The organism is Shinella lacus (assembly GCF_010994755.1).
Taxonomy (GTDB): Bacteria; Pseudomonadota; Alphaproteobacteria; order Rhizobiales; family Rhizobiaceae; genus Shinella; species Shinella lacus.
In genome coordinates, this window is record NZ_WHSB02000009.1 from 123,948 (window position 1) to 135,977 (window position 12,030).

Genomic DNA, 12,030 nt, shown 5'->3' on the forward strand with positions numbered 1-12,030 from the left:
TGCGTCTGGCGAGCGTTGAAACAGCCGGGACGTGACTTGTCGCAAGCACCCATGATCTTGAGCGGCCGCGGGGTCACCGCGGTGCTCGGCCCGACCAATACGGGCAAGACCCACTACGCAATCGAGCGCATGGTGGCACATGAGACGGGCGTTATCGGCCTGCCTCTGCGCCTGCTCGCGCGCGAAGTCTATACGCGTCTTGTCGACAAGGTCGGGCAGCACAATGTGGCGCTCGTCACCGGCGAGGAGAAGATCACGCCGCATATGGCGCGTTATTCGGTCTGCACGGTGGAGGCCATGCCGCGCGAGACGCGCGCCTCCTTCGTGGCGATCGACGAGGTGCAGCTTGCCGGCGATCTCGAACGCGGCCACATCTTCACCGACCGGGTGCTGCATCTGAGGGGCCGCGACGAGACGCTGCTGCTGGGTGCGGCCACCATGAAACCCATCCTCGAGCAGCTCCTGCCCGGCATCCATGTGATCGAGCGCCCGCGCCTGTCGCAGCTCTTTTATGCCGGCTCGAAGAAGATCACACGCCTGCCGCAACGCACCGCCATCGTCGCCTTCTCGGCCGACGAGGTCTATGCGATCGCCGAGCTCATCCGCCGCCAGCGCGGCGGTGCCGCCGTCGTGCTCGGTGCGCTTAGCCCACGCACCCGCAATGCCCAGGTGGCGCTCTACCAGGAAGGCGACGTCGAATATTTGGTCGCCACCGACGCGATCGGCATGGGGCTCAACCTCGACGTCGACCATGTCGCCTTCGCGCAGGACCGCAAGTTCGACGGCTACCAGTTCCGCAACCTCAACCCGGCCGAACTGGCCCAGATCGCCGGCCGCGCCGGCCGGCATCTTCGCGATGGCACCTTTGGCGTGACGGGTCGCGTCGATCCGTTCGACGACGAGCTGGTGAAGCGCATCGAGACACACCAGTTCGATCCGGTCCGCGTGCTGCAATGGCGCACCACCCGCTTCGACTATTCCTCCTTGCAGGCGCTGCGCCAGTCGCTCGACGCGCCGCCGCCGATCGGCGGGCTGACGCGCGCACTGCCGGCCGTCGACCAGCAGGCGCTGGAACATCTGAGCCGCTACCCGGACGTCCGCGAGCTCGCGACGGCGCCCGAGCGCGTGCAAAAACTCTGGGAGGCCTGCGCGCTTCCCGACTATCGCCGCATCGCGCCCGCCCAGCACGCAGACCTCATTTCCACCCTCTATGCGGATCTGGTAAGACGTGGCACGGTTAACGAAGACTTCATGGCCGATCAGGTGCGCCGCGCCGACAGAACCGATGGCGAAATCGACACGCTTTCGGCGCGAATCGCCCAGATAAGGACATGGACCTATGTGTCGAATCGGCCCGGATGGCTTGCCGATCCGACACACTGGCAGGAAAAGACGCGGGAAATCGAAGACCGATTGTCCGATGCGTTACATGATAGGTTGACGAAACGCTTTGTTGATCGCAGGACATCTGTGCTCATGAAGCGCCTGAGAGAGAATGCGATGCTGGAAGCTGAAATCAGTGTGAATGGCGATGTCTTCGTAGAAGGACATCATGTCGGGCAGTTGGCCGGTTTCCGGTTCACGCTCGTCTCCGGAACGGAAGGTCCCGATGCGAAGGCCGTGCAGACGGCTGCGCAGAAGGCGCTTGCGCTGGAGTTCGAGGCTCGCGCCGCGCGCCTGCATGCCGCCGGCAATGCCGATCTCGCGCTCGGCTCCGACGGCACCGTGCGCTGGCTCGGCGATCCCGTCGCGCGACTGTCGCCGAGCGACCATGTCATGCGCCCGCGCGTCATCCTGCTCTCCGACGAGCAGCTGACCGGCAATGCGCGCGACCATGTCGCCGCCCGCATCGAGCGTTTCGTGAACCACCACATCGCGACCGTGCTGAAGCCGCTCGACGATCTTTCGCGCGCGGAAGATCTCCAGGGCCTCGCCAAGGGTCTCGCCTTCCAGCTCGTCGAGAACCTCGGCGTGCTCTTCCGCCGTGACGTCGCGGAAGACGTGAAGTCGCTCGACCAGGAAGCCCGCGCCTCGATCCGCAAACACGGCATCCGCTTCGGCGCCTACCACATCTTCATGCCGGCGCTCTTGAAGCCCGCACCGGCCGAACTCATCACGCTGCTCTGGGCGCTGAAGAACGACGGCCTCGACAAGCCGGGCTATGGCGATCTCATCCCGGTGCTGGCCGCCGGCCGCACCTCGGTCGTCACCGATCCGAGCTACGAGCGCGCCTTCTACAAGCTGGCCGGCTTCCGGTTCCTCGGCAAGCGCGCTGTGCGCATCGACATCCTGGAGCGCCTGGCCGACCTCATCCGCCCGCTGCTCCAGTGGAAGCCCGGCACGACGCGTCCGGACGGCGCCTATGACGGCCGCCGCTTCATGGCGACAACCGCCATGCTCTCCATCCTCGGCGCCACGCCGGACGACATGGAAGAAATCCTGAAAGGCCTCGGCTACCGTGCCGACAGCCTGAAGGCGGAAGAGGTCGCAGCCTTCCTCACCGCGCAGGCACCCGCTGCCGCGACGGCCGTCGAGGCAGCGGCCGACGCGCCTGCCGAAACGTCCGACGAGCACGACGCCGACGCGGCGGATGCCGAGGGCGAAGCCCCGGCCGCAGCCGCGGAAGCACCGGCAGCCGAAACCGCCGAGGCACCGGCCGCTGTGGAAGCGACCGCGGAAGAAACCGCCGTCGTTGACGGCGAACCGGTCGAAACCAAGCCCGTCCTGCTCTGGCGTCCGGGCTCGCGCCACGACAACCAGCGCCAGGGCGGCCATCGCCACGGCGGCGAGCGAAACAGCGAACGCCAGGGCGATCGTCAGAACCAGGGCGACCGGCAGAACCAGGGTGAGCGCCGCGGCGGCGACCGTCATCGCGGCCAGCCGGCCGGTGGCGAGCGCGGCGAACGGCGCGAAGGCGGCCGCGGCGGCCGTCCCGACCAGGCCAAGGGCCCCCGCGACGGAAAGCCGCAGGGCGGCAACCGTCCGGACCGCGGCGAGCGCAACGACCGTAACGAGCGCGGCGGAAAGCCGCAGCAGGCGAAATTCGAGGCCCGGCCGCCCCGCAAGGAAAAGCCGATCGACCCGGATTCACCCTTCGCCAAGCTGGCAGCGCTCAAGGAGCAGATGAAGAAGTAAGCCTATGGCACGCGACGAGGAACAGCCGGCAGGTCAGGCGCGACAGCGCATCGACAAGTGGCTGTTCTTCGCGCGGCTGCGGAAATCCCGGTCGCTCGCGGCAAAGTCCGTGGAAGCCGGCGATGTCCGCGTCAACGGCGCCCCCGTCCGCCAGCCGTCCCACGCGCTGCGCATCGGCGACGTCGTCACGGTCTCGCTCGACCGCCACGACATGGTGGTCAAGGTGCTCCAGCCCGGCGAGCGCCGCGGGCCGTACGAGGAAGCCCGCCTTCTCTACCACGACATGACGCCGCCGCCCCTGCCGCGCGAGGAACGCTCGCTTTTCGAGCAGGCGACGCGCGAGCGCGGCACCGGCCGGCCGACCAAACGGGAGCGCCGCGAAACCGACCGTTTGCAAGGTTTTCCCGGCGACGACGTCGATTAGAATTCTATACCTCGCAAGCGCCTGGCGGCGCATGTATTACGCTTGCAAAGCGCCTCTAAAGCCTTTACCTCAGCCACCGGACGGCCCTCGATGTGCGGGCGGCCTCCTGTCCGGCAAGCCGATCGCGTCATGGGTTCTGCGGTGACGGACCGTCCCGCTGTCGCCGTCTTATGACGATTCTGGAGTAACTCATGACGTATGTCGTGACCGACAATTGCATCCGCTGCAAGTACACGGACTGTGTCGAGGTATGCCCCGTCGACTGTTTCTACGAGGGCGAGAATTTTCTGGTCATCCACCCCGACGAGTGCATCGATTGCGGCGTCTGCGAACCGGAATGTCCCGCCGAGGCGATCAAGCCGGATACCGAGCCGGGGCTCGACAAATGGTTGAAGATAAACGCTGATTTCGCCACCGTCTGGCCCAATATCACGATCAAGCGTGATGCCATGCCGGAAGCCAAGGAGATGGACGGCGAAGAGGGCAAGTACGAGAAGTACTTCTCGGCCGAACCGGGCCAGGGCGATTGATCGCCGCGTAAGGCGGCAACCGAAGCTGGGGAAAAAAGCCTGCTCTCATCAAAAGGCGATGGGACAGGCTTGATGACCCATGCGAAGCAAATTATTGATTTCGGCACTTTTTTGTGATAGGGTCTTCTTACTGATCCACATCGCGGCATTTTGCGTGCCCGAACACCACCACGAAAGCAAACGATCCCTCAACGCCGCTCACCTCCCATAGGCAGCTCCGGTTGCTCAAATGTGAACGCGTCGCAGGGACTTTTTTTGCGCATGGCGGACGGACCAGTGGTGACACCGAGAGGTGCCCCCCGTCTTTCCCGGGTCCCCAGACCCACCCGGCCCATGGGCCGGGAGCGTAACAGGGAGTATTTGAACAGAATGACGACCCCGCAGAAGAAATCTTCCACGCGCCACGGCTTCAAGACCGGTGAATCCATCGTTTATCCCGCTCACGGCGTCGGCCAGATCGTCGCCATCGAGGAGCAGGAAGTCGCCGGCATGAAGCTCGAGCTTTTTGTCATCGATTTCGAAAAGGACAAGATGCGTCTCAAGGTGCCGGTTGCCAAGGCCGTTTCCATCGGCATGCGCAAGCTGTCGGAGACCGATTTCGTCGAGCGCGCGCTGAAGGTTGTCCAGGGCAAGGCTCGCGTGAAGCGCACCATGTGGTCGCGCCGCGCACAGGAATATGATGCCAAGATCAATTCGGGCGACCTGATCTCGATCGCCGAAGTGGTCCGCGACCTGTACCGTGCCGAAAACCAGCCGGAACAGTCCTATTCCGAGCGCCAGCTCTATGAAGCTGCCCTCGACCGCATGGCCCGCGAAATCGCCGCCGTCAACAAGATGTCGGAAACCGAGGCCGTTCGCCTTGTCGAAACCAACCTGAGCAAGGGTCCGAAGCGTGGCAAGGCCATCGAAGAGGACGACTCGCAGGACGAAGCGGCCTGATTTAGGGCACCCTTCGCTTTTTTAAAGCCCGGCTGGAAACGGCCGGGTTTTTTTGTGGAACTTTTTTGCAGCGCACCCGTTTCGTAGACCGAGGACGACCGGCTCTTCCGGCGGCCGCGGGGGTGGCGCAAACCACTTTATTTTCTCGAAAGCCGCTTTCGGGCAATCCGTCGGTCCACCTGAAACGTCATCGTCATATCAGGCGTCGAGGAGATTACGCCTCTTCACGCCGGTTCGGTTCACGTGGAGACACTCGCCATGGCTACGACAACCGCAGACCGCCGCATGATCAAGCTCGCCATGTCCGCCCCCTATCTTGAAAGGGACGAGGAACAGGCGCTGGCCCAGGCCTGGAAGTACGACAAGGATCAGGAAGCCCGCAACCGCATCGCCATGGCGCATATGCGCTTGGTCGTCTCCATGGCGGGCAAGTTCCGCAATTTCGGCCTGCCGCTCGGCGATCTCGTGCAGGAAGGCTATATCGGCCTGCTCGAAGCCGCCGCGCGCTTCGAGCCGGAGCGCCAGGTGCGCTTCTCCACCTATGCAAGCTGGTGGATCCGCGCCTCGATCCAGGATTACGTGCTGCGCAACTGGTCGATCGTGCGCGGCGGCACCAGTTCGGCGCAGAAGGCGCTGTTCTTCAATCTGCGGCGGCTGCGCGCCCGGCTCGCCCGCGGCGACACGCACCTGACCAGCGAAGCCATGCACCAGGAGATCGCCATGGCGCTGGGCGTCAGCACCGCCGACGTTCGCACCATGGACGCCCGCCTCTCCGCCTCCGACGTCTCGCTCCAGGCGCCGATCTCGTCCGCAGAGGGCGAAGGCTCGAACCGCATGGATTTCCTCACCAGCGACGCGCCCCTTCCCGATGAACAGGCCCTCGACAGCATCGACGGCGAACGCCGCCATCACTGGCTGCACGCAGCACTCGGCCAGCTCAACGAGCGCGAGATGAAGATCATCCGCGCCCGCCGCCTGGCGGAGAATGGCGCGACGCTGGAGGAACTGGGCTCCCTGCTCGGCATTTCCAAGGAGCGCGTGCGCCAGATCGAGAACCGGGCGCTGGAAAAGCTGAAGGCCGTGCTGATAAGCAAGACCACGGATTTCGCCTACGCTTGAGCCGCGTTGCCGATGGGTCCTCGGGTCAAGCCCGAGGATGACGGAGGGGAGGATTGCCCAGCAAGTCTGGCGAGGCTCTCCGTAAGGCAAGGTCGGTTAGCGGCTCCGTGAGCAGCACTCTATCCGTCATTCCCAAACATCTCAGAAAACTCCGTCATCCTCGGGCTTGACCCGAGGATCCACGGTCTGGCGCCATCCGCGCGCGCCAACTACTCGCTGATAATCTTGAACTTTTCGCCCGGCCGCACCGTGCTGGTCACCGTCATCGCGTTGATCAGCCGGAACAGGTCGAGCTTGCGGTCCGTGCCCATCATGCGCCCGGCAAGCGAGGCGACGGTGTCGCCGGCGCGCGCCGAGATGACGCGCACCCTGAGCGGCTTCAGCGAAGCGACTTCCGGCGCCGTCAGCTTGCGGAACGAGGCCCTGAGGGTGGCAGCCGTCGGCTCCAGCGATTTCGAACCCGCCGGCACGGCCGTCAGGAAGCGGTAGATCTGGTCGTCGATGCGCACCACCGTGACATCGAAGTCCCAACGGTCGGCGGCGGCCTTGGCGGTGGCGCCCTCCAGCCCGTTGATCATGATCGGCTGGATGGTTTCCGGCCGCAGGCCCGTCACCCAGCCGCTCGAAATATAGTTGACCAGGTCCTGCTTGCGGCTGTCGGCCACACCGTCGAAGCGGATCGCCACGTCGCCCGGTCCCGTCGCCAGCACCGCATCGGCCTTGTTGTCGATCTGGAACCCGGCCGGCACGTCGAAGCGGATGCCGAGCTTGCCGTGCAGGAAGGTCTGGCCGCGCACATAGCCCTCTTCCGGCGCATCGCCGTAGAGCAGGCCATCGATACCGGCGAGGTAATAGTCACGGCCGCGATCGCCGTTCGTGCCTTCCGCGCCGAAAGCGCGCGCATGCAACCGCGCAAGCTCCACACGCTGCGGCGCGTTCGGATGGCTCGACAGGAAGTCCAAGCTCTGGTCGGAATCGGGATCGACCGCGGTGAAGCGCGCATAGGCGGCCATGGAGTCAAGGAACCGAGCCGCCGCATAGGGATCGTAGCCCGCCTCGCCCAGCATGCGCACGCCGATGACATCGGCCTGGAGTTCCTGGTTGCGCGAGAAGGCGGCAAGCCGCAGTTTCCCGCGCGCCAGCGCCTGCTTGCCGGCAATGTTGCTGGAAAGCACCTCGGCCACCACGCGGCTCGCGATGACTTCCGCCTCTTCCTTCTTCTGCCGCTCGATGCCGTGATTGGCGGTAACGTGCGCCATCTCGTGCGACAGCACGGCCGCCACTTCCGAGGCATCGTTGGCGAGCGCCAAGAGGCCGCGCGTCACGTAAAGATAACCGCCCGGCAGCGCGAAGGCGTTGATCGCCGGCGAATTCAGGATGGTGATGCGATAGGACTGGTTCGGGTTTTCCGAGACGAGCGTCAGCGCGCCGGCAATGCGCGCGACGAGCCGCTCGGTCTTGGCGTCCTTGTATTCGCCGCCATAGCTGGCGACGATGCGCGGATGCTCGCGCGCACCCATCTGGGCGCGCGGATCGTTCTTCTGCACCTCTTCGACGATCTGCGGATTGGAGGACGGCGAGATCGTCGGCTCATAGGTCTGCTCGATGATCGACTGGCAGCCGGACAGCAGCATGCCGGCAAGCACCAGCGCCGCGACAGGTCTCAAAACCCCGCGCCCGGATACCATTGCAGCTTCCTGCGTTGCTTTCGCCATCTCTTCTGCCCACAGCCCTAAAGGGTCCACGCCCGAACCGCAACCTTTAGGTGCAGTCGAAACACCCATGTTCGCGCCTTCGAATGGATGAGATAGACGCACCATACCCGGCCGGCAACTCCCCAATTCGACAAACGGTTCCCTTGTGGCTCCGGTGACACAGGGGGGCGTCCAAATTGTGGCGGGGTGGCGGGGCAAAAACAGCCCCAGCCCGCTAAATCGCGGAATGACCGAGGAATTTTGCAACGGCTGGTGGATGCCGGCTCACGAGGAATTCATCTACCGGCGCATCGAGCAGGATCGCGCCCGCCTCCAGGAACATCACCCGGTCGGCAAGCCGGCGGATATCCTCCGGCTGGTGGGTGATGAAGAGCAGGGTGCTCTTCGTCTCGGCGCGCAGCTCCGAGAGAAGTTTTGCCATGTCCGCCCGCATGGCCGGGTCGAGGGCCGCGAAAGGCTCGTCAAGCAGCAGGATCGGCCGGCGCCGCACCAGCGCGCGGGCAAGCGCCACCCGCTGCCGCTCGCCGCCGGAAAGCGAGCCCGGCATGCGCCGCTCGTAACCGCCGAGCCCGACGCGCGACAGCGCCGAAAACACGCGCTGGCGCGCCGCCGTATCGAGCTTCAGCCCCGGATCGATGCCGAGCCCGACATTTTCGGCAACGCTCAGATGCGCGAAGAGATTGTTGTCCTGGAAGATGATCGAGACCGGCCGCTCCGCGGGATCGCGCGCCGCCATGTCCTGACCGAGCAGCGCGACCGTGCCCGTCGCCGGTTTCTGGAAGCCGGCGATCACGTTGAACAGGGTGGACTTTCCCGCACCCGACGGGCCTGCGACGGCGACCGCGGCACCGGCGGGAATGGCGCAATCGAAGGCGAGCCGCTTCTCGTCGAAACGCACGGTGACGTCGGAAAGGCGGATCGCGGTATCAGGCATCGGCGGCAGGTCTTTCGGTCGTTCGGTCCGCTGCGGTCGAAGGCAGCGTCAGCAGAAGGCATATCACGCCGAGGATCAGTGCGATGCCCGCGGCATCCGCCGTGCGATAGCTCGCCATGCGGGAAAAGAGTAGCCAGGGCAGCGTCACGAAACCATCCGCACCGAAAATGGCGACGGCGCCGAGATCGCCGAGCGACAGCGCCATGGCGAAGGCGAAGGCGGTAAGGAAGGGCTTCTTCAGCGCCGGCCAGTCGATCCATCGCAGGCGATGCATGCCGGTGACGCCGAGGCTCAGCGCCAGCCGCGCGGTGCGTGACAGGTGTGTGCGATAGGCAGGCTCCAGCACGCGCACGACGAAGGGCAGCGCCATCAGCGCGTTGATGACGGTGATGACGGCCGGCGCGAAACGCCCGGTCTCGCCGAACAGGCGCAGCACCAGGAACCAGCCCGTCGCGACGACGACCGGCGGCACGAGCAAGATCAGCGAGCCCGTGGCCGGCAGCGCCCGGCCGATCAGCCGCGTCGCGATGCCGGCATCGCCGGTCTCGGCTAGGCGCGGCACAAGCACGATGGGCAGCGCGATCGCAAGGCTGAGGCTGGCCGAGGCAAAGGAGATGGCGAGGCTGGTGAACAGCGCCCTGTGCAGCAGCGGATCGACCGCCAGCCGGCCGAAATCCGCGGCAAGGCCGGAGGCGAGGGTGGCGGCGAGCGGCGCCGCGGTGAACAGCGTGAAGGCGAGGATGACGAAACCATCGGAAAGACGCCGGCGGCGGCCATCGAAACGGCGGATCGCGCGGCCTGCGGTCACCCCCTCGTCCGGCGGCCGGCCGAACAGCGAGATCAGCCAGAGCAGCGCCGCCGTGACCAGGATTTGCAGGAAGGCGAGCAGCACGGCGCGCTGGGGATCGAAATCGAAGCGCAGCGCCTGGTAGATCGCCACCTCGATGGTGGTGGCCGCAGGCCCCCCGCCGAGCGTCAACACGATCGTGAAACTCGTCGCGCAGAGCATGAAGACGAGGCCCGCTATGCCCGGCAGCACGCGCCGGATGACCGGCCATTCGATCAGCCGGAAGACCGCGCCGTTGCCCATGCCGAGATTGGCCGAGCTCAGCCAGTATTCCGGCGGAATACGATCGAGGGCGGCGAGCAGGAAGCGCGCGGCGAGCGGCAGGTTGAAGAAGACATGGGCGATCAGGATGCCGGTGAGGCCATAGACGCTGACCGGATTTTGCAGCCCGGCGAGCCGCAAAAGATCGTTGACGACGCCCTGCCGCCCCCAGATCTCGATGACGCCGAGTGCTGCCACCAGCGCCGGCAGGCCGAGCGGCACGACCGAGAGCCGGATGATCCAGACCCGCCCCCGGAAGGTGCGCTGCCGGGCGAGCGACCGGGCGACCGGAATGGCGAGCACGATGGAGAGCAGGGTCGACAGCGTCGCCTGCAGCAGCGTGAACTGCGCGACCCGCCAGATATAGGCGTCGAAGAGCGTCGCACCGCCCCCGCCACCCGCATGCGCCAGAAGCATGGCCGTCGCCGCGCCGACGAAGACGAGCACGACGCCGAGGGCAAGCCCCCCGGCGGCACGCAACGTCCGGCGTTCGGCGCGGGCGAAGAACATCACCTTATTTGGCGCTCATGGCGGCGAGCCATTCGTCGATCCAGGCCTTGCGGTTGGCCGCCACCTCGTCCGACGACATCAGGAAGGTCTTTTCCGGCTTCACCAGCGTGTCGAAGGCGGCGGGCAGCGGGTCCTTGGTCTTGCCGGCCGGCATCATCCAGTTGGTCTCCGGAATGATCGACTGGAAATCCGGTCCGGTCATGAAGGTCAGGAACTGCCGCGCAAGATCCTTGTCGTCGGAGGTACGCGTCAGGCCCGCCACCTCGATTTGTACATAGTGCCCCTCGGAGAAGGCGGCCGCCTTGTAGCGCTCGGTGTTTTCGGCGATGACGTGATAGGCCGGCGACGTCGTATAGGACAGCACCATCGGCGCCTCGCCCTTGGTGAAGAGCCCGTAGGCCTCCGACCAGCCGGGCGTGACCGTCAGCACGCGATCCTTGAGCTTGCCCCAGGCCTCGCCCGCCTTGTCGCCATAGACCGACTTCACCCAGAGCAGCAGGCCGAGCCCCGGCGTGGACGTGCGCGGATCCTCGATGACGATTTTCTGCGCCGGATCGCCCTCGACCAGTTCTTTCAGGCTCGTGGGCGGCGTCTTTATCGTCTCGGTGTCGTAGATGACGGCGAAATGGCCGTAGTCGTAGGGCAGGAACGTGTCGTCGGAAAAGCCGCCCGGCACCGTCAGGCCTTCCGGCTTCAGGTTATGCGCTTCGAAGAGCCCCGTCGCCTTCGCCTCGGTGATGAGGTTGGTGTCGAGGCCGAGCACCACGTCGGCCTCGGTGCCGTCGCCTTCGAGCTTGAGGCGCGTCAGCAGCTCGACGCCATCGGCGACGCCGACCCATTCGACCTTGCAGCCGCAGGTCTTGGCGAAGGCTTCGGCAACCTTCGGCCCCGGTCCCCATTCGGAAACGAAGCTCTCATAGGTATAGACGGTCAGCGTCTTTTCCTGCGCCAGCGCGGGCAAGGCGAAGGAAACGGCAAGGGCCGCAATCGAGGTGAGGAATGTCTTGCGCATCGGCGCCTCCCTAGTCTGTTCACAAAACTTCTGTTCACAAAACGGGAATAGGGCGCTGGAATGTGCCGTCTAATCCCTCCGCCGGTACGAGCCGGATCAGGTTCTTCGGGTTGGCGAAACCGCCTCTCAGCCAGTGGGTCGAAAACCCGCGTGGCACCCCGTTAGAGCAAGGCAAGGCATAATCCCGCTTTCAGCGCGGCGCAAGAGGCAAGGCCCTGTTCCATGCGGAACAGCGGGCGGCGGGGCGATGTGGGAAAGTCTGATCACTGGATGAGAGAGGCTCATCCCTAGAGAGATCAGGAGAAACCCCATGCGCAAGTTCATCATTTCCGCCGCCATCGCAGCCGTCGCCGCCATCTCCTTCGCCGCCCCGTCCCAGGCCGGCTATTACAGCTACGGCTACAAGCCGCACTGCTTCATCAAGAAGGTGAAGTCTTACGACTACTACGGCAACGTCATCATCAAGAAGATCAAGGTCTGCAAGTAAGCCTTCTTACGCCGCTGACCTCCCCGAAGGCCCGGATGTCCCCTGCATCCGGGTCCTTTGCCGTTTGCGGTTACGACAGGATACCGCCAAAATCTTTCCCTTTCTGGAGAACATGCG

Annotated in this window: 10 protein-coding genes and 1 riboswitch; of the genes, 6 read left to right on the top strand and 4 right to left on the bottom strand. The window is 65.2% G+C overall.

The window, feature by feature from the left end; all coding sequences use genetic code 11:
* The first annotated feature begins 51 nt into the window (after nucleotides 1–51).
* The 5 genes from GB927_RS22675 to GB927_RS22695 all read left to right on the top strand — a co-directional run bounded on the left by GB927_RS22675 (nucleotide 52) and on the right by GB927_RS22695 (nucleotide 6,147).
* The gene (locus GB927_RS22675; protein WP_256119579.1) at nucleotides 52–3,135 is read left to right on the top strand and encodes a helicase-related protein; all 3,084 of its coding nucleotides are present in this window, start codon (nucleotides 52–54) and stop codon (nucleotides 3,133–3,135) included.
* A gap of 4 nt (nucleotides 3,136–3,139) precedes the next feature.
* Entirely contained in the window at nucleotides 3,140–3,559 is a 420-nt protein-coding gene (locus GB927_RS22680) for an RNA-binding S4 domain-containing protein (RefSeq protein ID WP_256119493.1), read from the top strand.
* 191 nt (nucleotides 3,560–3,750) lie between these two features.
* A complete protein-coding gene (fdxA, locus tag GB927_RS22685; protein WP_256119494.1) occupies nucleotides 3,751–4,089 on the top strand; it encodes a ferredoxin FdxA in 339 nt (112 codons plus the stop codon).
* A 369-nt stretch (nucleotides 4,090–4,458) separates the two neighbouring features.
* Entirely contained in the window at nucleotides 4,459–5,028 is a 570-nt protein-coding gene (locus tag GB927_RS22690; protein WP_256119495.1) for a CarD family transcriptional regulator, read from the top strand.
* 258 nt (nucleotides 5,029–5,286) lie between these two features.
* Nucleotides 5,287–6,147, top strand: coding sequence for an RNA polymerase factor sigma-32 (locus GB927_RS22695; RefSeq protein ID WP_256119496.1), 861 nt, complete (start codon nucleotides 5,287–5,289; stop codon nucleotides 6,145–6,147).
* Between the two features lie 209 nt (nucleotides 6,148–6,356).
* Here GB927_RS22695 and GB927_RS22700 read toward each other — a convergent pair whose 3' ends face one another.
* The 4 genes from GB927_RS22700 to thiB form a co-directional block, all read right to left on the bottom strand.
* On the bottom strand, nucleotides 6,357–7,835 hold the full coding sequence (locus GB927_RS22700) for a M48 family metalloprotease (protein ID WP_256119497.1): 1,479 nt from the start codon (nucleotides 7,833–7,835) through the stop codon (nucleotides 6,357–6,359).
* A 241-nt stretch (nucleotides 7,836–8,076) separates the two neighbouring features.
* Complete coding sequence (gene thiQ, locus GB927_RS22705; RefSeq protein WP_256119498.1) at nucleotides 8,077–8,796, bottom strand: thiamine ABC transporter ATP-binding protein; 720 nt, start codon at nucleotides 8,794–8,796, stop codon at nucleotides 8,077–8,079.
* Nucleotides 8,789–10,414, bottom strand: a complete 1,626-nt coding sequence (gene thiP, locus GB927_RS22710) for a thiamine/thiamine pyrophosphate ABC transporter permease (RefSeq protein WP_256119499.1) — start codon at nucleotides 10,412–10,414, stop codon at nucleotides 8,789–8,791. Before thiP ends, thiQ begins: the two co-directional genes overlap by 8 nt.
* Before the next feature lie 4 nt (nucleotides 10,415–10,418).
* On the bottom strand, nucleotides 10,419–11,426 hold the full coding sequence (thiB, locus tag GB927_RS22715; protein ID WP_256119500.1) for a thiamine ABC transporter substrate binding subunit: 1,008 nt from the start codon (nucleotides 11,424–11,426) through the stop codon (nucleotides 10,419–10,421).
* A 56-nt stretch (nucleotides 11,427–11,482) separates the two neighbouring features.
* A riboswitch (TPP riboswitch) is annotated at nucleotides 11,483–11,597 on the bottom strand.
* A gap of 139 nt (nucleotides 11,598–11,736) precedes the next feature.
* Between thiB and GB927_RS22720 the strand changes: the two genes are divergently transcribed.
* Nucleotides 11,737–11,913, top strand: a complete 177-nt coding sequence (locus GB927_RS22720; protein WP_256119501.1) for a hypothetical protein — start codon at nucleotides 11,737–11,739, stop codon at nucleotides 11,911–11,913.
* Nucleotides 11,914–12,030 lie beyond the last annotated feature (117 nt).